General features: G+C 71.4%; 17 protein-coding genes. 9 read left to right on the top strand and 8 right to left on the bottom strand.

Features of this window, described 5'->3' with window-relative positions; genetic code table 11:
* The first annotated feature begins 80 nt into the window (after positions 1 to 80).
* Positions 81 to 860: a cupin domain-containing protein gene (locus EIL87_RS08875; RefSeq protein ID WP_125089677.1), complete on the top strand. Its 780-nt coding sequence runs from the start codon at positions 81 to 83 to the stop codon at positions 858 to 860.
* Here EIL87_RS08875 and EIL87_RS08880 read toward each other — a convergent pair.
* Positions 808 to 1,176: a hypothetical protein gene (locus tag EIL87_RS08880; RefSeq protein ID WP_125089678.1), complete on the bottom strand. Its 369-nt coding sequence runs from the start codon at positions 1,174 to 1,176 to the stop codon at positions 808 to 810. The genes EIL87_RS08875 and EIL87_RS08880 overlap by 53 nt on opposite strands.
* A 397-nt stretch (positions 1,177 to 1,573) precedes the next feature.
* Here EIL87_RS08880 and EIL87_RS08885 point away from each other — a divergent pair, with 397 nt between their 5' ends.
* Both EIL87_RS08885 and EIL87_RS08890 read left to right on the top strand, forming a co-directional pair.
* Entirely contained in the window at positions 1,574 to 1,957 is a 384-nt protein-coding gene (locus EIL87_RS08885; RefSeq protein ID WP_125089679.1) for a hypothetical protein, read from the top strand.
* Positions 1,958 to 2,071: 114 nt separating this feature from the next.
* Positions 2,072 to 3,574 carry an amino acid permease gene (locus tag EIL87_RS08890; RefSeq protein ID WP_125089680.1) on the top strand — a complete coding sequence of 501 codons (1,503 nt, stop codon included), beginning with the start codon at positions 2,072 to 2,074 and terminating at the stop codon, positions 3,572 to 3,574.
* A gap of 605 nt (positions 3,575 to 4,179) precedes the next feature.
* Here the strand turns inward: EIL87_RS08890 and EIL87_RS08895 are convergent.
* Positions 4,180 to 4,455, bottom strand: a complete 276-nt coding sequence (locus EIL87_RS08895) for a UBP-type zinc finger domain-containing protein (protein WP_125089681.1) — start codon at positions 4,453 to 4,455, stop codon at positions 4,180 to 4,182.
* Positions 4,456 to 4,504: 49 nt separating this feature from the next.
* On the opposite strand from EIL87_RS08895, the gene EIL87_RS08900 reads away from it, so the two are divergent.
* Complete coding sequence (locus tag EIL87_RS08900) at positions 4,505 to 6,070, top strand: Na+/H+ antiporter (protein WP_125089791.1); 1,566 nt, start codon at positions 4,505 to 4,507, stop codon at positions 6,068 to 6,070.
* Here EIL87_RS08900 and EIL87_RS08905 read toward each other — a convergent pair.
* The 5 genes from EIL87_RS08905 to EIL87_RS08925 form a co-directional block, all read right to left on the bottom strand.
* Positions 6,053 to 6,811: an IclR family transcriptional regulator gene (locus tag EIL87_RS08905; protein ID WP_125089682.1), complete on the bottom strand. Its 759-nt coding sequence runs from the start codon at positions 6,809 to 6,811 to the stop codon at positions 6,053 to 6,055. The two genes, EIL87_RS08900 and EIL87_RS08905, sit on opposite strands and share 18 nt — an antisense overlap.
* Positions 6,812 to 6,923: 112 nt before the next feature.
* On the bottom strand, positions 6,924 to 7,418 hold the full coding sequence (locus EIL87_RS08910; protein WP_125089683.1) for a sarcosine oxidase subunit gamma: 495 nt from the start codon (positions 7,416 to 7,418) through the stop codon (positions 6,924 to 6,926).
* Positions 7,402 to 9,999 (bottom strand): 2Fe-2S iron-sulfur cluster-binding protein, encoded by a 2,598-nt coding sequence (locus EIL87_RS08915; protein ID WP_125089684.1) that lies wholly within the window; start codon positions 9,997 to 9,999, stop codon positions 7,402 to 7,404. Before EIL87_RS08915 ends, EIL87_RS08910 begins: the two co-directional genes overlap by 17 nt.
* Positions 9,990 to 10,235, bottom strand: coding sequence for a sarcosine oxidase subunit delta (locus EIL87_RS08920; protein WP_125089685.1), 246 nt, complete (start codon positions 10,233 to 10,235; stop codon positions 9,990 to 9,992). Before EIL87_RS08920 ends, EIL87_RS08915 begins: the two co-directional genes overlap by 10 nt.
* 15 nt (positions 10,236 to 10,250) lie before the next feature.
* Positions 10,251 to 11,465: a sarcosine oxidase subunit beta family protein gene (locus EIL87_RS08925; protein ID WP_125089686.1), complete on the bottom strand. Its 1,215-nt coding sequence runs from the start codon at positions 11,463 to 11,465 to the stop codon at positions 10,251 to 10,253.
* Positions 11,466 to 11,676: 211 nt separating this feature from the next.
* On the opposite strand from EIL87_RS08925, the gene EIL87_RS08930 reads away from it, so the two are divergent.
* From EIL87_RS08930 to EIL87_RS08950, 5 genes are all read left to right on the top strand, one after another.
* Entirely contained in the window at positions 11,677 to 14,127 is a 2,451-nt protein-coding gene (locus tag EIL87_RS08930) for an FAD-dependent oxidoreductase (protein WP_125089687.1), read from the top strand.
* A gap of 168 nt (positions 14,128 to 14,295) precedes the next feature.
* Positions 14,296 to 15,489, top strand: a complete 1,194-nt coding sequence (locus EIL87_RS08935) for a glycine cleavage T C-terminal barrel domain-containing protein (protein WP_125089688.1) — start codon at positions 14,296 to 14,298, stop codon at positions 15,487 to 15,489.
* A 10-nt stretch (positions 15,490 to 15,499) separates the two neighbouring features.
* Positions 15,500 to 16,336: a methylenetetrahydrofolate reductase gene (locus tag EIL87_RS08940; RefSeq protein WP_125089689.1), complete on the top strand. Its 837-nt coding sequence runs from the start codon at positions 15,500 to 15,502 to the stop codon at positions 16,334 to 16,336.
* A gap of 23 nt (positions 16,337 to 16,359) precedes the next feature.
* Positions 16,360 to 18,057, top strand: a complete 1,698-nt coding sequence (locus EIL87_RS08945) for a formate--tetrahydrofolate ligase (RefSeq protein ID WP_125089690.1) — start codon at positions 16,360 to 16,362, stop codon at positions 18,055 to 18,057.
* A complete protein-coding gene (locus tag EIL87_RS08950) occupies positions 18,054 to 18,752 on the top strand; it encodes a copper homeostasis protein CutC (protein ID WP_125089691.1) in 699 nt (232 codons plus the stop codon). Before EIL87_RS08945 ends, EIL87_RS08950 begins: the two co-directional genes overlap by 4 nt.
* A gap of 303 nt (positions 18,753 to 19,055) precedes the next feature.
* Here EIL87_RS08950 and EIL87_RS08955 read toward each other — a convergent pair whose 3' ends face one another.
* Positions 19,056 to 19,391, bottom strand: a complete 336-nt coding sequence (locus EIL87_RS08955; protein WP_125089692.1) for a YnfA family protein — start codon at positions 19,389 to 19,391, stop codon at positions 19,056 to 19,058.
* Positions 19,392 to 19,963: the final 572 nt, after the last annotated feature.

Below are 19,963 nucleotides of genomic sequence, written 5' to 3' on the forward strand. Positions count from 1 at the left end.
CCGTTTCCGAGCGCGACGGGACAACGCGAATCCTACGCAGGAGATCGCGTTCGACCTGCCGACGCGGGAGACTGTGGCGCGTGACCGGACCGAGCCTGCTGCACCTGCTGCCCCTGAGCACCTTCCACAGCGACCAGGACCAACCCATCACCGCCGCGAGCCTGCACGCGCAGGGCTTCGTGCACTGCTCCCCCGACGTGCCCACCACGCTCGCCGTGGCCAACAACCTCTACAGCGACGTCGACGAGCCGATGATCGCCGTCGAGCTGGACCCGGTGAGGCTGACGGCGCCGGTGCGCTGGGAGGCAGCTGACCCGGCCCCGCCACCCGGGGTAGCCGAGGACGTGAAGTTCCCGCACGTCTACGGACCGCTGGACCGCGAAGCGGTGATCGGCATCCGCTACGCGCGCCGCGACGTGAAGGGGAACTTCCTGTCGCTGGAGTCGCGCAGCCGCACCGCTGAGGAGTTCGACCTGCTGCCGCACCCCGAGGGCGGTTGGTTCCGGCGCACGTGGGCCAGCCGGCTTGAGGCGGAGGCCTCAGGCGGTACCCGGCCGACCGCGACGGCCATCTACTACCTGCTGCCGCCCGGCCAGCGCTCCCGGTGGCACGTGGTGGCCTCCGACGAGCTGTGGCTGTGGCACCGGGGCGGTCCGCTGTCGCTGCACCTGGGCGGCACCAGCGCGAGCCCGACGGACGACCCCGATCCGGTGGTGCTGGGCGCGGGAGCGGGTCAGACGCCGCAAGCCGTGGTACCGGCCGGGACCTGGCAGCGCGCCTCGGCCGCCGCGACGGTGGAGACGCTGGTCACGTGCGTGGTGTCACCGGGGTTCGACTTCGCCGACTTCGAGGTGCTGTAGGCGGGTCGAACGAGTGGTGCCGCGGCCCGGGGCGGCGCATCGCTCCCGGACCACCCGCGACGACGCGACCGCGCGGGCGGCGCGCCGTCTCGACGACGGCGGTCACGGCGGGCAGCGACGCACCGCGGGCCAGCAGCGCGGCGCGGTGCCTGCGGTAGGCGACGGCGAGGCCGGCGCGTCGGCGGTGCCTGCCCCGACGGCTCGTGCCGGAACCGATCATGCCGCGTTCGACCCACGACATGAAGATCGAGAAGAACAGGACGGTCCCGAGGCCGACGCTCGCCGCCACCGCGAACCCGGTCAGAGAATTCAGCACCGGCAACACCCCCGAACGTAGCCGGTCCGCCCACCGGAGAAGACCGCACGACGCGACCCGGTACCCCGGCCGGGTCGGCCGATCGAAGCCCCGATCCGTTCCCCGAATTGCGGATCCACTGTGGCCTGCTGGTACTCCACGGTAGGGGTAGGACGCGGAGGCCGCCGCGCACGCCCAGCGCCGATCGCCCCAACGAGTGAAAACGATTTCGCCTCGGATCGATCCGGATTCCGCGGGCCGACCGTTGATCGGGCACTGGAGCGCCCGACCGGGCTACCATCGACCGGCAGTCCACCGCGTTCCTGGCCGGTTCCAGAGGCAACGCACCACGTCCGGCGCGCGTGTTGACGTAGAGGTCTTGCTCCCACTCCGCGATGCACCCGGGGAGGTGTCGGCCGTGCGGCAATATCCCGTCCACCTGCTCTTCCACCTGCTGGCGATCATCGCCGGAGCCGCCTGCGGCGTCGCGGGCGCGCTGTGGTGGCTCGACGGTGACCGCAACGCCCTCCACCTGGCCTCGGCTGCCCTGGCCGTCGGGGTGATCGTGCTGCTGCTGCAGGGCTTCTACATCAGCGCCAACCAGCCCAGGCCGGTGCGCCGCAGGCCGCTGCCACCCGCGCCGCCTTCGCACCCCCGGTTCCAGCCGGTCGCCGAGCGGCGGAACCCGACGCGGCCCGACCTGGAGCCGGTCGCGCCACCGGAGGTGGATTCCGCGACGGTCGACCAGGACACCAAGAGCGCGGCCTTCGACGCCCTCAACGAGCACACCAAGCAGGGCTGAGCGGGCGCGACCTGGGTTTTCTGGCCCTAACCGGGGACAGCCGAGCCGTTGCGCCGCGTGAGGGGCGTCACCATGCTTGGTTGAGGGTTCCGGACCACCCCCGGGAGGCCAGCCATGTCCATCATGCGGGTCAAGTCGGTCGAGCAGTCGATCCACGACGCCGAGGCACCGGAATTCCGGCTGCGCCGCGTTCTCCGGGCGATCGACCTCCTCGGCATCGGTATCGGCGCGATCATCGGTACCGGCATCTTCGTGCTCACCGGTGTCGCCGCGGCCACCGATGCCGGGCCCGGAATCTCGATCTCCTTCGTCATCTCCGGCATCGCCTGCGGCCTCGCTGCGCTGTGCTACGCCGAGTTCGCCTCGGTCGTGCCGGTCGCCGGGTCCGCCTACACGTTCTCCTACGCCTCGCTGGGCGAGTTCTTCGCCTGGGTCATCGGGTGGGACCTGATGCTGGAGTTCGTCATCGGCGCCTCCACCGTCTCGGTGGGGTGGTCGCAGTACTTCGTCGAAGCGCTCGACGCGATGGGCTTGGGCCTGCCCGCAGCGCTGAGCGCGGCACCGGGCGCCGGTGGGGTGATGAACCTGCCCGCCGCGATCATCGCGCTGCTGCTGACCGTGGTGCTGGTGGTCGGCATCCGGCTCAGCGCGGCGGTGACCAACGTCGTCGTGGCGATCAAGCTCGCCGTGGTGCTGTTCTTCATCATCTTCGGCGCGTTCTTCATCAAGGCCGCCAACTGGGACCCGTTCATCCCGCCGCACCAGCCGCCGGACCCCACAGAGGGTGGCTCCGCGCTGGAGGAGCCGCTGATCAACGCGATCTTCGGCAGCACCGGCTCCTACGGCGTCAGCGGCCTGGTGGCCGGCGCCGCGCTGGTGTTCTTCGCCTACATCGGCTTCGACATCGTCGCCAGCGGTGCCGAGGAGACCCGCAGGCCGCAGCGGGACATGCCGATCGGCATCCTCGGCTCGCTCGCCATCTGCTCGATCTTGTACGTGCTGGTGTCACTGGTGATGACCGGCATCGTCAAGTACGACCAGCTGGACACGGCGGCGCCGATGGCCACGGCGTTCCAGGCGATCGGTGCTCCGTGGGCGGTCGGGCTGGTGTCGCTGGGCGCGATCGCCGGTCTGACCACCGTGATCCTGATCCTCATGCTCGGGCAGGCCCGCGTCGGCTTCGCGATGGCCCGCGACGGGCTGCTGCCGGTCTACTTCGCGAAGGTGCACTCCAAGTACCGCACCCCGTACCGGATCACCGTGATCACCGGGATCGTGGTGGCGGCCATCGCCTCGCTGACGCCGATCGACGTCCTCGCCGAGATGACCAACATCGGCACCCTGTTCGCGTTCCTGCTGGTCTCGGTGGGCGTGCTGGTGCTGCGCCGCACCCGCCCGGACCTGCCGCGGGCGTTCCGCGTGCCGCTGGTGCCGGTGATCCCGGTCCTGGCAGCGCTGGCCTGCCTCTACCTGATGCTCAACCTCGAAGGCTGGACGTGGCTGCGGTTCGGCATCTGGATGGTCCTCGGACTGGTCCTCTACTTCGTCTACAGCAAGCACCGCAGCCGCCTCGGCAGGGGCGAAACCATCGAGGAGGCAGCCGAGGAGACGGACTAGTCCGGATCGGCGCCGCTCTGCCCGCTCCCGACACGCCAGGCTGCTCCGGGACCTGGAGCATTCCCTGCCCCTGGCCAGCGCGGTGCCACTCGAAGTTCGCGCGAAGTTCGACGCCCGAAGAACCCCGTCGAACTTCGCGCGAAGTTCGACGCGGGCAGCAGGACCTCACACGGCGGCGAGGGGAGAACCTCACCCCCGACGACCAGCACACCACCACCCCAGAGGCCCTCCGCCTCATGGCTGAGCCCCGAGTGGGTGACTCGAAATTCGATGATCGAGGCCCCCTGTCGAACTCCGCGCGAGATTCGACGCGGGCAGCAGGACCTCACACGGCGGCGAGCGGAGAACCTCACCCCCGACGACCAGCACACCGCCACCCCAGAGGCCTTCCACCTCACGGCTGAGCCCCGGGGGAGACTCGAACTTCGCGCGAAGTGCGAACGCGCCCCCGCGGGCCGGAGGCTGCACGGTGGGCCCTCCGCGTTCTTCAACAACTCCGTGCCAGGAGTCGTCAACGGCCCGCCCGCGGGTCGTGGGAAGCTCCGCACCTGCGAGTCGTGGGGAGCTCCGCCTGCGAGTCGTCAACTGCTTTCGCGCGAGGTTGATCAGGTGAGGCTGAGCTGCTCGTCGGCGTAGCACCACATCCAGGTCTCGCCCGGTTCGAACGAGCGCACCACCGGGTGCCGGGTCTGCTCGTGGTGGGCCGTGGCGTGCCTCTTGGGGCTGGAATCACAACAGCCGACGTGCCCGCAGGTGGTGCAGATCCGCAGGTGCGCCCACAGGTCCTCGCCAGCGGCCAGGCAGTCCTCGCACCCGTCTTCGGTGCTCGGGGACGGTTCCTGAGTGGCGGCCTCGGCGAGGTGTGCGCAACGATCCGTCATCGTCTGATGCCTCCTCTCCACTGCACAGCATGTCCCGTCGGGGGTGACCATGCACGAGCTGCCCGCGCTGATGGCCCTGCTCGCGGGAGCGCTCGCCGTCACGGCCGCGTCCCGGCGGATCGGCGTGTCCGCACCGCTGGTGCTCGTCGTCGTGGGGCTGGCGGTCTCCGAGATCCCGGGCGTCCCGGACTACGGGATCAACCCCGAGGTCGTCCTGCTGCTGATCCTGCCGCCGCTGCTGTACTCGGCGGCGCTGAACAGCTCGTCGATCGGGATCAAGGCGAACCTGCGGCCGATCGGACTGCTGGCGGTCGGCCTGGTGCTGTTCACCACGGCCGTGGCGGGGCTGGCGGCGTGGTGGCTGGTGCCGGGCTTGCCGCTGACCGCCGCGCTGGTGCTGGGCGCGGTGATCGCCCCGCCCGACGCGGTGGCGGCGACCGCGATCGGCCGCCGGGTGGGCTTGCCGCGCACGCTGATGACCGTGCTCAGCGGCGAGAGCTTGATCAACGACGCGACGGCGCTGACCGCCTACCGGGTGGCGGTGGCCGCCGCGATCGGCACCGGCACCTCGCTGCTGGAGGGGCTGGGCATGTTCCTGCTCGCGGCGGTGGGCGGCACGCTGATCGGGTTCGTGATCGGCTGGGTGGTCAACCGGGTCAAACCGCTGCTGCGCGACGACATGCTGGAGTCCGCGGTCGGGCTGATCGTGCCGTTCTTCGCCTACCTCGTCGCCGAGGAAGCGCACACCTCCGGTGTGCTGGCCGTGGTGGTGGCGGGTCTCTACCTCGGGCACCGCTCCCCCGCCCGCAGCGCCGCCGCCCGGGTGCAGGACAGGGCGGTGTGGGGCGCGGTGGACACGCTGCTGGAGGCGGTGGTGTTCGCGCTGATCGGCTTGCAGCTCAGCAGCGTCGTCGCCGGCTTGACCACCGGGCTCGTGCCGATGCTGCTGGCCGGGTGCGCGCTGACCGCAGCGGTGCTGCTGGCGCGGTTCGTGTGGGTCTTCGGCGTGATGTACCTGCCGGAGTGGCTGCGCGGCGCGAACCCGGACTGGCGCTACAAGCTGGTCGTGTCGTGGGCGGGGATGCGCGGCGTGGTGTCGCTGGCGGCGGCAGCGGCGATCCCGGCGGTGACGTTGTCCGGCGAGCCGTTCCCGCACCGCGACGAGGTGCTGTTCCTGACGTTGTTCGTCACGCTCGCGACGCTGCTCCTGAACGGCACCACGCTGCGCAGGTTGATCGAAGGCCTCGGAGTGGTCGGCGGCGAGGACTACACCGACGCGCTCGCCGAGGCGGAGGCCCGGCACAACGCCGCGCGTGCTTCCCAGCAGCGGCTCGACGAGCTCACCGCTGAGGCGCCTCCGCCAGGTGACGTGGCCGACCAGCTCCGGCAGGCCGCCCAGCTGCGCGCGAACCGCGCGTGGGAGCGGCTCGGCCGCTCCGACGAGGAGCTGGGTGAGAGCCCGACGGCGGCTTACCAGCGGCTCCGGAGCGAGATGCTGGAGGCCGAGCGGCAGGTGTTCGTGCAGTTCCGCGACGCCCGCCGGATCGACGACGAGGTGCTGCGCCGCGTGATGCACCAGCTGGACCTGGAGGAGCTGTCACTCACCCGGGACTGAGGGCAGGAAGCCCAGCTGCGCGGACAGGTCGGCGGCGGCCTCGCGCAGGTAGCCGACGGCTTCGCGGACGCGCTTGCGGGTGAAGCGGTAGGTGGGGCCGGAGGCGCTGAGCGCGGCGATGACGTTGCCCTCGTGGTCGTAGACGGCGACGGCGGCCGCGTTCAGGCCGATCTCGAACTCCTCGTAGCTGGTGGCGTAGCCGTCGCGGACGATGAGCTCGAAGTCCTTGCGCTGCTGGCGCGCCGCGGTGACGGTCTGCTCGGTGTACTGCTCCAGCTTGCGCGCCAGGATCCGGTCCTGGTCCTCGCGCGGAGCGTGGGCGAGCAGCACCTTGCCGCTCGAGGTGGCGTGCAGCGGGGTGCGCTGGCCGACCCAGTTGTGGGCGGTGACCGAGGCGGTGCCCCGGGCCTGGCTGATGTTGATGGCCACGTCGTAGTCGCGGACGGCGATGTTGACGGTTTCGCCGAGTTCGGTGGCCAGCGAGTCGCAGTAGGACTGGCCGATGCGGGAGAGGTCCATCCGCTCGGTGGCGGCACCGGCGAGCCGCACGATGCCGAAACCGATCGCGTACTTGCCGCGCTCGCCCAACTGCTCGACCAGGCCTCGTGATTCGAGCACGCTGACCAGCCGGGAGGCGGTGGACTTGTGCACGCCGAGCTCGCCGGCGATCTCGGTGATGCCGACCTCGCCGTTGCGGGCCAGCAGTTCCAGCACGGTCACCGCCCGGTCCACCGACTGCACGAGGGCACCCGAAGTACTTCCGCGTGATTCAGACGCACTAGCCACGGGCCAGACCCTATCGGCTCGCCGGACCTCTTCCGCGATCATCCGGGATGGGCGGGGATTCTGTTCCTCATTGTGCAACAGTCGAGGTCACTTGGCGAGCGTCCAGCAGTGCGGAAGCGACGTGCCCGGCGAAGGAACCGCGGACGAGGACCCGGTGGTCGGCGCCGAGACCCCAGAGGACGACCGGGACCCGGGCGAGCAGCGTCTGGGCGCAGCGGCCCGCGGTGAGCGCGTCCAGGTCCAGCGGGCAGAGGGTTTCCAGCAGTGCGCGGTCGTGCAGGCGCAGCGTGGTGCGGGCGGCCGAGACGTCGACGACGCTGCGGTGCCCCGGCTCGGTGCCGGTGACCCCGATCAGCAGGTACTCGTCGGGGCCGAGGCCCAGGGCGGCGCGGTGCTCGTCGCCGGTGACGTGGTTCGTGGGCGGCAGCTGCAGCCCCATCGCGACCCCGGCGCGGGTGCGCACGTCGAGCTGGGGCAGGAACGGTTCCTCCTCCAGCACGTCGGCGAGCTCGGCGGCGCGGTCGTGCAGCGGGCTCCGGCGCAGGTCAAGGTCGACCGTCACGGCGTGCTCCCTCCGGGTCGTAGAAGACCGGCTCGTGCACCCGCACGGGCACCTCGCGGTCGCCCAGCGGCACGGTGAGCCGTTCGCCGATGCGCTCGCGGCCCGCGGCGACCAGGCCCAGCGCGATGCTGCGGTCCAGGACCGGGCTGAGGTAGCTGGAGGTGACGTGCCCGAGCCCTCCTGCGATTCGAGCGCCCTCGGGCAGCACTTCGGCGGGGTCGTCGGTGAGCAGTCCGACGAGCTGCTCGCGGTCGGCGCGGGCGGTGTCGGGGCGGCTCAGCGACCGCTTGCCGAGGAAGTCCTTGCGCTGCGAGACGGGCATGCCGAGGTCGATCGGGGTGGTGGTGCCGTCGGTGTCCTGGCCGACGATGACGAAGCCCTTCTCCGCGCGCAGCACGTGCATCGTCTCGGTCCCGTAGGGCGTGACGCCGATGTCCTCCCACAACGCCAGGCCGTACCAGGACGGGACGTTGACCTCGTAGGCGAGCTCGCCGGAGAACGAGATCCGGGCGATGCGGGCGGGAATCCCGTTGTGCAGCGCGGTGTCCCGGAACTCCAGGAAATCCAGCTCACCGAGGTCGGGTGCGACCCGCGCGACCACCTCGCGCGAGTCCGGGCCGGTCACGGCCGCCGCCGCCCACTGCTCGGTGACCGAGGTGCAGCAGACGTCGAGCTCGGGCCACTCTGCCTGCAGCCACTGCTCCAACCAGTCGAGGACGTTCTCGGCGCCGCCGGTGGTGGTGCTGAGCAGGTAGCGGTCGGGGGCCAGGCGCAGCGCCACGCCGTCGTCGAGGACCACGCCGTCGGCGGTGCACATGATCCCGTACCGGCCCTTGCCGACCGGCAGCTTCGCGAAACCGCCCGTGTAGACCCGGTTGAGGAACTCCGGGGCGTCCGGGCCGACGACCTCGACGCGCCCGAGCGTGCTCACGTCCTGCACGGCGACACCGGTGCGCGCGGCGAGGCACTCGCGGCGCACGGCCGCGGCCATGTCCTCGCCGTCCCTCGGGTAGTAGCGCGGCCGGCGCCACTGGCCGACGTCCTCGAAGACCGCGCCGTGCGCCACGTGCCAGGAGTGCATCGGGGTGGTGCGGATCGGGTCGTGGAGGTCGCCGCGTTCGCGGGCGGCCATGAGCGCGAACGGCACGGGCACGTAGGGCGGGCGGAAGGTCGGGGTGCCGACGTCGCCGGGCGTGGTGCCGAGTTCACCGGCGATGATGGCCATCGCGTTGACCCAGGAGGTCTTCCCCTGGTCGCTGCCGACGCCGATGGTGGTGTAGCGCTTGATGTGCTCGACCGAGCGCAGCCCGGCGTCGATCGCCCGGCGGATGTCGGCGACGGTGGCGTCGCGCTGGAAGTCGACGAACTGCTCGCTGCCGTCACCCGGCGCGAGCCACACCGGCCGGGGTGGGCGGACCGGTTCCGCCGGGAGGCCGGGTGCCGGGGGTGCGGGGATCCCCGCGGCTCGGGCGCCCGCCTCGAGGCCTTCGGCGATGCAGCCGGCCAGGTCGAAGGTGCCGTGAGCGGCCCCGGCGACCAGGCCGCCGACGGGCCGGAACGCCGCGATGCCGTCGTCCCAGCGCCGGTCGCCGCGGTGCAGGTGCAGCACCGGGCTCCACCCGCCGCTGACCGCCAGCAGGTCGCACTCGACCTCCGTCCCGTCCGACAGCCGCACCGATTCCAGGCAGCGGCCGGAGGTGGCGACGACCGAGGTCCCGGCGATCACCGGGACGTCGGCAGGGGGCGGGTCGGGCCGGCTGTCGACGATCGCCCGCACGCGGCACCCCGCGGCGGCGAGTTCGGCGGCGGTGGCGTAGGCGCTGTCGCCGGTGGTGGCCACGACCGCTTCGCGGCCGGGCAGCACGGCGAACCTGCGCAGGTAGGTCGACACGGCCGAGGCGAGCATGATCCCGGGCCGGTCGTTGCCGGCGAACACCAGCGGCCGCTCGTGGGCCCCGGTGGCCAGCACGACGTGCCCGGCCCTGACGTGCCACATGCAGGTGCCCTGGGCGATCAGCAGGTACTCGTGGTCGTACCGGCCGATCACCGTGGCCCCCAGCAGGACCCGCACCCGCCCGGCGGACGGGTCCGCCAGTTCCTCCACGGCTTGGCTGATCCAGTCGACGGGGTTCCCACCGCCGAGGACCTGGCCGTGCTCGACGAGGACGACCCGCTTCCCGGACCGCCCCGCCGCCAGGGCAGCGGCCACCCCCGCTGGTCCTCCGCCGACCACGACCACCTCGGCGTGGACGTAGCGTCGGTGGCACTCGGGCGCGTCGGCGCTGGTCAGCCGGGCGACCCCGGGGACGCTCTCGACCTGCAACCCGTCCCGCAGCGGCACTTCAGTGGCTTGGACGAACGGGTCCCCGTTCACGGTCACCAATGCGTTGGGTTCGGTGAGGTCGGCGGTGAGCACGCCGCGCGGGCGGCCGAGGTAGGTCGAGCGGGCGACATCGACGCGTCCGGCGGCGAGCAGCGCGGAGGCGAGCGTGTCGCCGGGGTGGCCGACGAACTCGGTGCCGTCGAAGGTGAAGCGCAGGGTGCGGGTGCGGTCGACCTGCCCGCCGGTGGTCAGCCGCATGACGTCACCTCGTCGGTCTCGGTGTTGCGCCACAGCTCGAACCAGCGGCGGCAGCCCGCCGCGTGCACCCACCGCTCACGCCACCAGCCGCACGGGTTGTCCCGCAGGAACAGGACTTCCGCCCACTCCCGGTCGGTCAGCGCCGCGGGCTCCCGCGGGTACGGCACGGGCTGACCGCCGTAGCGGAACTCGACCTCGTCGCGTTCCCCGCACCAGGGACACCGGATCCGCAGCACCTCGAACCTCCCGGATCAGTGCGCGACGGCCGCCGCGCCGTGCTCGTCGATGAGGGCGCCCGTGACGAACCGCTCCAGCCCGTAGGGCTCGGCCAGCGGGTGCGGCCGGCCGTGGGCGATCGTGTCGGCGTAGACCTGGCCGACGCCCGGGGTCGCCTTGAAACCCCCTGTCCCCCAACCGCAGTTGAGGAACAGGCCCTCCCACGGGGAGGGGCCGATGATCGGGGAGGCGTCCGGGGTGACGTCGACCGTGCCCGCCCACGTCCGGATCACGTGCGCGCGGGCGAAGATCGGGAACAGCTCCAGCGCCGCCGCCAGCTGACGCTCGACCACGTGCACCGAGCCGCGCTGCGCATAGCCGTTGCGCGCGTCGATGCCCGCGCCGATGACCAGCTCACCGCGGTGCGCTTGGCTGCAGTAGACGTGCACGTGGTTGGACATCACCACGCACGGGTGCACCGGTTCCAGCAGCTCCGACACCAGCGCCTGCAGCGGGTGGCTCTGCAGCGGCAGCCGCAGCCCGAGGGTGTCGGTGAGCGTGCTGGTGCGCCCGGCCGCGGCCAGGGCGACCCGGCCGGCACCGATGTCACCGCGCGAAGTTCGCACCCCACGCACCCGATCGCCGTCGGTGAGGAAACCGGTGACCTCGCAACCCTCGACGAGGTCCACGCCCATCTCGTCGGCGCGGCGGGCGAAGGCCCAGGCGACCAGGTCGTGCTTGGCGATGCCACCGCGCGGCTGCCAGGTCGCCCCGAGGACCGGGTAGCGGCAGTCGGTGTTGATGATCGGGCAGATCCGCGCCACCTCGTCCGGTGACACCCATTCGGCGTCGATCCCGTTGGCCTGGTTGGCGAAGACCCGCCGGCGCGAGTCCCGGACCTCCTGCTCGGTGTGCGCGAGGTTGAGCACGCCGCGCTGGCTGAGCAGCAGCTCGCAGTCGAGCTCGTCCGGCAACGTCTCCCACAAGCGCAGGGCGTGCTCGTAGATCGCAGCGCTGGCGTCCCACAGGTAGTTCGAGCGGATGATCGTGGTGTTGCGGGCCATGTTCCCGCCTGCCAGCCAACCGCGTTCGAGCACGGCGACGTCGCGGATGCCGTGCTCGCGCGCGAGGTAGTACGCCGTGGCCAACCCGTGCCCGCCGGATCCGACGATCACCACGTCGTAGTGCCGGGCGGGCTCGGCGTTGCGCCACAGCCTCTCGGGCGGTTCGGGGAGCGGTGTTGCGACCACGGAGACCTCCCTGGCTTCCGGAGGTAGGGCCAGGCTAGGAGCGCGCGGACGAGCCGGTCAATTCACGAAAGGGGGACGCCGCTTCCCGTTGCCCCACAACAAGATCCACGCCTGTGGATTTCTGCCGACCACCTCTTGACGCACCCCGGTGACCGAGAGCACTGTTGCGGTGTGCGCAGGTAGTTGTCGTAGACGCAACAAGGCGGCAGCCATGGTTTCGAGCGTCCACATGCTGCTGGTCGGGGCGGGCATCGTCGGGTGCAGCACCGCCTACCACTTGGCGCGTCAGGGGATTACCGACGTGCTCGTGGTGGACCAGGGGCCGCTCCCCGCCACCGGCGGGTCGAGCTCGCACGCGCCCGGCCTGGTCTTCCAGACCAACGCCTCGGAGACGCTGAGCAGGCTCGCCGCCGACACCGTCCGCCTGTACTCCTCGCTGGAGGTCGACGGCAAGCCCTGCTTCCACCCGGTCGGCGGCATCGAGGTCGCCACCACCCCGGAGCGCTGGGACGAGCTCAAGCGCAAGCTCGGCCTGGCCACCGCCTGGGGCATCGGCGGCGAACTCCTCGACCCCGACCAGGTGCGCGAGCGCATCCCGGACGTCGACGCGGAGGTGATCCACGGTGGGCTGCACGTGGCCACCGACGGCATCGCCAAACCCGTGCGCGCCGCCGAGGCGATGATGCGCGAGGCCCGCCGGCTCGGCGTCCGCTTCGAAGGCCGCACCGAGGTCACCGGGTTCGAGATCGCCGACGGCCGGATCACCACCGTGCACACCACCGCCGGGGACGTGCAGCCCGAACTGGTGCTGTGCTGCGCGGGCATCTGGGGACCGAAGATCGGCCGCATGGCCGGGGTGACCATCCCAGTGCAACCGCTCGCCCACCAGTACGCGGTGACCACTCCGGTCCTGCCGGGCGGGGAAGACGAAGTGGCGCAACCGGTCCTGCGGCACCAAGACCGGTCGATGTACTTCCGGCAGATCCACGACCGCTACGGCATCGGCTCCTACCGGCACCGGGTGATGCCGGTGCACACCGACGAGCTCACCCCCACGGCCACGCCCGGTACCGAAGCGCCCTCCGAAGGCGGCGGCTGGAAGGGCATGGCCTCGGTGCACCCGTTCACGCCCGAGGACTTCGCCGGTCCCTGGGCGGAGGCGCGACGGCTGCTGCCGACGCTGCGCGACGCCGAGATCAGCGAGGGCATGAACGGGCTCTTCCTGTTCACCTCGGACGGGATGCCGGTGCTGGGACGGTCCGAAGTGGAGAACTTCTGGGTCGCCGAGGCCGTGTGGATCACCCACGCCGGCGGTGTCGGCCGGGCCGTGGCGCAGTGGCTGGCGGGACGCACGCCCGACATCGACCTGCGGCAGGCGGACCTGCGCCGCTTCGACGACTTCGCCCGCAGTCCCGCCTACCTGTCCCAGCGCAGTGCGCAGTGCTTCCGCGAGGTCTACGACATCATCCACCCGCAGCAGCCGCCGGAGCAGCCGCGGCCGCTGCGCACCAGCCCGTTCCACGATCGCCAGCGCGACCTCGGCGCCGTGTTCCTGGAAGCCTCGGGCTGGGAACGGCCGCACTGGTACGCGAGCAACGAGCACCTCGTGCCGGGCAGGCGGATCGCCGAGCCCGGTCCGTGGGCGGGGCGGTTCTGGTCGCCGGTCGTGGGCGCCGAGCACCAGGCCACCCGCGAGCGGGTCGCGATGTTCGACATGACCTCGCTGGCCCGCGCCGAGGTCACCGGGCCGGGGGCGCTGTCCCTGTTGGACCGGCTCACCACCAGCAAGGTCGACCGTCCGCCCGGGTACGTCACCTACACCCTGATGCTCACGCCCGAAGGCGGCATCCGGTCGGACATCACCGTGGCGAGGCTGGAGCGCGACCACTTCCAGGTCGGCTGCAACGGCTCGCGTGACATCACGTGGCTGCGCGACCACGCCGACGAGACCACGCAGGTCCGCGACATCACCGGCGGCACGTGCTGCATCGGGCTCTGGGGCCCGCGCGCCCGCGACGTGCTGCGACCGCTGGCCGACATCGACGTCTCGCACGAGGCGTTCGGGTTCTTCCGCGCCCGGCGGCTGCACGTCGGCGAGGTGCCGGTGGTGGCGCTGCGGCTGTCCTACGTGGGCGAGCTCGGCTGGGAGCTCTACACCTCCGCCGACTTCGGCCGCAGGCTCTGGGCCCTGCTGGCCGACGCCGGTGCCGAGCACGGGATCTTCCCCGCCGGGAGGGGCGCCTTCAACGGCATGCGGGTCGAGAAGGGCTACCGAGCCTGGGGCACCGACATGTGGACCGAGCACACCCCGGCCGAAGCGGGCGTCGACTTCGCCGTGAAGCCCGGCAAGGGACCGTTCGTCGGCCGGGAAGCCCTGCTGCAGCAGGGAGAACCCACCCGCCGCCTGCGGTGCCTGCGCATCGACGACGGCACGGCCCTGATGGGCTCCGAACCGGTGCTCGCCGGTGGTGACGCGGTCGGCTTCACGACCAGCGCCGCCTACGGCCACACCCTGGGGGCCAGCCTCGCCTACGCCTGGCTGCCCGCCGACCTCGCCCAGCCGGACACCCGGCTCACGGTCGCCTACTTCGACCAGCCCCGCCCGGCCACGGTCATCCCGGACCCGGCCTTCGACCCCCGGATGACCCGAATGCGCTGCTAGACCCCTCGTCCACCCACGAACCCGGACCACCGCCGCGATCGCAGACCTGGGCACGGCGGTGTTCGGTCACCCCGGAAAACCCCACGAGACATCCCGCCCCCGCCGTCGTCGTGCCTGCGGCTCGGGCGGTGGACCACCGACTTCACCACGAGACCTCAGGAGCGAACCATGACCGTCAACCCGAACCCCGAAGTGCTGCTGTACCCGAGGATCCGCAAGTCGCCGTTCTTCTACGCCTCCCGGCAGCACGGCGTGGCGATGTACAGCGTCTACAACCACACCTACCACGCGCGGCACTACGGGGATCCGGTCGACGAGTACTGGTCCCTGCTGGAAGGCGTGACGTTGTGGGACGTCGGCGTCGAACGGCAGGTGGAGATCACCGGACCGGACGCGTTCGAGTTCACCAACATGCTCGTGCCCCGCGACTTGAACAAGTGCAAGGTCGGCCAGTGCAAGTACGTGTTCGTCACCGCCCCCGACGGCGGCATCCTCAACGACCCGGTGCTGCTGCGCCTCGGTGAGAACCACTTCTGGCTCTCGCTGGCCGACAGCGACGTGCTCATGTGGGCCACGGCGCTGGCCCACGGGCTCGGCATGGACGTGCGGATCCGCGAACCCGACGTCGGCCCGGTGCAGGTCCAGGGCCCGAAGTCGGGCGCGGTGATGGCGGACCTGTTCGGCGAGTCCATCTTGGACATCCCCTACTACTACGCGGTGCAACGCGAGCTCGACGGCATGCAGGTGGTCGTCTCCCGCACCGGCTACACCGCCGAGCTGGGTTACGAGATCTACCTGCACAACGCCACCCGCGACGGCGTCCGGCTGTGGGAGACGATCTGGGAAGCCGGCAAACCGCACGGGCTCACCGTGATCGGCCCGTGCCACATCCGCCGCATCGAGGCCGGGATCCTCTCCTGGGGTTGCGACATCACCGCCGACACCAACCCCTTCGAGGTCGGCTACGGCTTCGAGAAGACCTGGATGGTCGACCTCGACCAGGAGGCCGACTTCCTCGGCAAGGACGCGCTGCGCCGCATCAAGCAGGAAGGCGTCAGCCGCAAGCTCGTCGGCGTGCGCATCGACGGGGCCAGCGTCGGCTCGTTCAACGACGGCGAGATGATCGACGTCTTCGCGGTGCACGACCCGCGCGGCCTGCGCATCGGCGAGGTCACCTCGGCGGCCTACTCGCCGCGGATCGAGGGCAACATCGGCTACGCGATGGTGCCGATCGCCTACCAGGAACCCGGCACCGAGCTCGTCGTGCACACCCAGCACGGCCCGCAGCAGGCGGTCGTGTCCGAGAAGCCGTTCCTGGACCCGACGAAGGACATCCCCAAGCGCCTGACGCGCAGCGCGTGAAGGGGGCGAGATGGCTTCTGAGCTGCGGCGCTCCCTCGACCGGATGCGCTACGAAGTGCTCCCGGTGGGCAAGGCGCGCCTCGACCTGCTCGACCCGGGCAGCACGGTCACCGTGACCGCTTCCCCGGTCAGGGGCATCGAGCCGACCCTCGCGGCCGCCGAACGGCTGTCCGCGAACGGCCTGCACGCGGTGCCGCACCTGGCGGCGCGCTCGTTCCGCGACCACGCGCACCTCGCCACCGCGCTGGACCGGCTCGACGCGGCCGGGGTGAGCGAGGTGTTCGTGATCGCCGGGGACGGCGCGCACCCGCTGGGCGAGTTCGCCGATTCGCTCGCGCTGCTGCGCGCGATGGAGCAGCTGGGGCGGCTGCCCGCCCGCATCGGCATCGCCGGCTACCCCGAAGGTCACGCGTTCCTCCCAGACGACTGCACCGTCCGGGCGATGGAGGCCAAGGCCCGCTACGCCGACTACGTGGTTTCACAAATCACGTTCGACGCGCGAACGATCACCGAGTGGGCCCGTGACGTGCGCCTTCGCGGGGTACAGGCACCCGTGTACGTCGGCGTCCCGGGGGTGGTCGACGCACATCGGCTGTTGCGCATCGCGCTGAAGATCGGGTTGGGTGAGTCGACGCGGTTCCTGCGGAAGCAGTACGGCGCGGTCTCGAAGATGTTGGCACGCTACACGCCGGAGGATCTGTTCGACGAATTGTCGCCGCAGTTGGCCGACCCGGAATCGCCGATCGCGGGCTGGCACCTGTTCACGTTCAACGAGATCAGCGGAACGGTGCAGTGGCGCGACGACCTGGCGGTCCGGCTGTCCGGCTACGCGGATCGACCGGCGTGACCGACCTCGCAGGAGGACCTGGCATGACCTTCCCGTCCGATCTGGACATCTCTCGATCCACCCGGCTGCGCCCGCTGGAGGACATCGCGGCGCAGCTGGGCATCGGGGAACACCTGCTGGAGCCCTACGGGCGCAACGTCGCGAAGATCTCGCTCGACGCCATCGACGAGCTCAGCGACCGGCCGCGCGCCCGCTACGTCGTGGTCTCGGCGATCACGCCCACCCCGCTGGGCGAGGGCAAGACGACCACGACCGTCGGACTGGGTCAGGCGCTCAACCACATCGGCAAGCGCTCGACCGTCGCCGTCCGGCAGCCCTCGATGGGTCCGACCTTCGGCATCAAGGGCGGCGCCGCAGGCGGCGGGTACAGCCAAGTGGTGCCGATGGAGTCGCTGAACCTGCACCTCACCGGCGACATGCACGCGGTCACCGCGGCGCACAACCTGCTCTCGGCGATGGTCGACAACCACCTGCACAAGGGCAACGCGCTGGGCATCGACCCGCACCGGATCACCTGGCGGCGGGTGCTCGACGTCAACGACCGCGACCTGCGCAACATCGTCTCCGGTCTCGGCGGCAAGCAGGACGGGAACCCGCGGCAGACCGGTTTCGACATCACCGCGGCCAGCGAGGTGATGGCCGTGCTGGCGCTGTCGACCTCGCTGGCCGACCTGCGCAAACGCCTCGGCCGCATCGTCGTCGGCTACACCTCCGACGGTGAGCCGGTCACCGCCGAGCAGCTCAAGGCGGCGGGCGCGATGGCGGTGATCATGCGCGACGCGCTCAAGCCGAACCTGATGCAGACCACCGAGAACACGCCGGTGCTGGTGCACGCCGGACCGTTCGGCAACATCGCGCACGGCAACTCCTCGATCGTCGCCGACCTGGTCGCCAGCCGCTGCACCGACTACCTGATCACCGAGGCCGGTTTCGGCGCGGACATGGGTGCCGAGCGGTTCTTCAACATCAAGTGCCGCAACTCGGGTCTGCGTCCCGACGCCGCCGTGCTGGTGGCGACGGTGCGAGCGCTCAAGGCGCACTCCGGCCGGTACAAGGTGGTGGCGGGCAAGCCGTTGCCGCCGGAGATGCTGGAGGAGAACCCGGACGACGTGCTCGCCGGTGCCGACAACCTGCGCAAGCAGATCGACAACATCCGGTTGCACGGCGTCTCCCCGGTGGTGGCGATCAACGCCTTCCCGAGCGACTTCACCAGCGAGCACGAGGCGATCCGGCAGGTCGCCGAGGCCGAGGGCGCGCACGTGGCGGTCAGCAACCACTTCACCGAGGGCGGCAAGGGCGGCGCGGAACTGGCCGAAGCCGTCGTCTCGGCGTGCGAGGAGCCGGCCGGTTTCCAGGTCCTCTACCCGGACGAGGCGGACCTGCGCACCAAGATCGAGACGATCGCGACGAAGGTCTACGGCGCCGACGGGGTCAGCTACGCGCCCGCCGCCGCGCGGTCCCTCGACAGCTACGAGGCCAACGGCTACGGCGACCTGCCCGTCTGCATCGCCAAGACCCACCTGTCGCTGAGCTCGGACCCCTCGCTGCTGGGCGCGCCCACCGGCTGGACGTTGCCGGTCCGCGAGGTCCGAGCCTCGGTCGGCGCCGGGTTCGTCTACCCCATCTGCGGGGACATGCGCACCATGCCGGGCCTGGGCTCGCACCCGCAGGCGGAGTCGATCGACCTCGACGCCGACGGCAACATCACCGGGCTGATGTGAAGGTCGAGATCAGCACCGACGGCCTCGACGGCGCGGTGGCCGCGGACCGCCTCGGTGCTGACCGGATCGAGCTGTGCTCGGCCGGGGTGTCGGGTGGTTTGACGCCCGGGCCGGGCCTGCTGTCGGCGGTGCTGGAGCGGTGCCGCCGCAGCGAGGTGCACGTGCTGGTCCGGCCCCGGGAGGGCGGGTTCAAATACTCGCCCGCCGAGGTGGCGGTGATGCGCGCCGAGGTCCGGCACGCCGCTTCCGCCGGGGCGGCCGGGGTCGTCGTCGGCGCGCTCGACCGGTCCGGGCGGCTCGACACCGCCGTGCTCGCCGAGCTCGTCGTCGAGGCCGCCGGCCTCCCGGTCGCCCTGCACCGGGCGGTCGACGTCTGCCTTGACCCGGTCGAAGCAGCGCACTGCGCCGCGTCCCTCGGCATCCGGCGCGTCCTCAGCTCGGGCGGAGCCGCACGTGCCGAGGACGGCGCTGCGGTGCTGCGCCGCATGGCCGGCACCGACGTCACCGTCACGGCCTGCGGCGGGATCCGGGCGCACCACCTCCACCACATCGCCAAGGCCACCGGCGTGGCCGAGGTCCACGCAGCGCCTCGCACGCAGGTGCCGTCGCCAGGCGGCCAGGTCGACTTCGGCCCGCACGCCCTCCTCGACGAACAGGAGACCCACGACCTGATCGCCGAAGCACGCCGGCTCTAGGTCCGGGCCCACTGCCCAGCGGCACCGGCGGCGGGAAGCTCCGAGGAAGCCTCAGCAGCTCCACAACCCGTTCGCCGTCCCCGACAACCGCCGCTCAGGACCCGCGGCGGTATCGGCACCCGTAGCGGAGCCGCCGTCCCGAGCCCCCGCGCTAGCCCGCGCTGCCCCAGCGTCACGCAGCCGCGTTCGAACTTCGCGAGGCCCTTCAGGCCGGAGTCCCCCGTCGAACTTCGCGCGAGGTTCGACCCCCGAAGTTCCTCGTCGAACTTCGCGCGAGGTTCGACGAGGGCACCTCGCCAGGGCTCAGCCAGTGCGGGGGGCGTACATGATGACGGCTACGCCGACCAGGCAGATCAGGCCGCCGATGACGTCCCAGCGGTCCGGCCGGAACCCGTCCACGGCCACGCCCCACAGCAGCGAGCCCGCCACGAACACCCCTCCGTAGGCGGCGAGCACGCGGCCGAAGTGCGGGTCGGGCTGGAAGGTCGCGACGAAGCCGTAGAGCCCGAGCGAGATGACTCCGGCGCCGATCCACAGCAGGCCGCGCTGCTCGCGAAGTCCTTGCCACACCAGCCACGCCCCGCCGATCTCGGTCAACGCGGCCAGCACGAACAACAACGCGGACTTCACCACACCCATGCGCCGAACGCTAGCCCAAGCCCCGGAGGCCCCACCTCCCACCACCGGGAACGCACCCGGCGCGACGTAGTCGTTCGCCGCGCTGAGCAGCAGCGCCGCAGCAGGGTTCGGGCGCGATGCCGCCAGTGTCGCTGGCCTCGATCTCGCACCACAGGCGCCGCCAGCGAGATACCTGCGCCGATGTCGCCGCAGCGGGCCAGCGAGCCCCTTCCCACCCAAGACAGGCTCACGGCCCCTCGCAGGTACAGGAAACCCAGGTCCCGGGCACGCACTTGCTTCCTGCCGCCCGACACCGGATACGCGGCCGAGCCAACTTGTCAGCTTCGGCAGCTCCGGGGCCGGGGACACCCCAGCTCGGGGAACATCTCCAGCTCGGATCGAACCCGGGTTGATCAGCCCCTCGCAGGCGCGAGTAGGCCAGGGCCCGGGCATCGGGAGCGGCACACCGGGACCTTGGCCTGTGCCTCCATACCGCACATCGCCGCATAGTTGCGAGGAACAGTCGCAAGCACCGGCCGCCGAGCCGGGCCGATGGGGGAGTTGAGCGAGTATGCGTGGAGCTGCTGTAGTGC

It is taken from the genome of Saccharopolyspora rhizosphaerae (genome assembly GCF_003931915.1).
Taxonomy (GTDB): domain Bacteria; phylum Actinomycetota; class Actinomycetes; order Mycobacteriales; family Pseudonocardiaceae; genus Saccharopolyspora; species Saccharopolyspora rhizosphaerae.

Excerpts from the sequence above, each read along its gene's own strand:
- EIL87_RS08930 (WP_125089687.1), top strand. The coding sequence starts at position 11,677 with ATGGTTTCGAGCGTCCACATGCTGCTGGTCGGGGCGGGCATCGTCGGG.
- EIL87_RS08915 (WP_125089684.1), bottom strand. The coding sequence starts at position 9,999 with ATGCGGCTGACCACCGGCGGGCAGGTCGACCGCACCCGCACCCTGCGC.
- EIL87_RS08890 (WP_125089680.1), top strand. The coding sequence starts at position 2,072 with ATGTCCATCATGCGGGTCAAGTCGGTCGAGCAGTCGATCCACGACGCC.
- EIL87_RS08945 (WP_125089690.1), top strand. The coding sequence starts at position 16,360 with ATGACCTTCCCGTCCGATCTGGACATCTCTCGATCCACCCGGCTGCGC.
- EIL87_RS08955 (WP_125089692.1), bottom strand. The coding sequence starts at position 19,391 with ATGGGTGTGGTGAAGTCCGCGTTGTTGTTCGTGCTGGCCGCGTTGACC.
- EIL87_RS08935 (WP_125089688.1), top strand. The coding sequence starts at position 14,296 with ATGACCGTCAACCCGAACCCCGAAGTGCTGCTGTACCCGAGGATCCGC.
- EIL87_RS08900 (WP_125089791.1), top strand. The coding sequence starts at position 4,505 with ATGCACGAGCTGCCCGCGCTGATGGCCCTGCTCGCGGGAGCGCTCGCC.
- EIL87_RS08940 (WP_125089689.1), top strand. The coding sequence starts at position 15,500 with ATGGCTTCTGAGCTGCGGCGCTCCCTCGACCGGATGCGCTACGAAGTG.
- EIL87_RS08895 (WP_125089681.1), bottom strand. The coding sequence starts at position 4,455 with ATGACGGATCGTTGCGCACACCTCGCCGAGGCCGCCACTCAGGAACCG.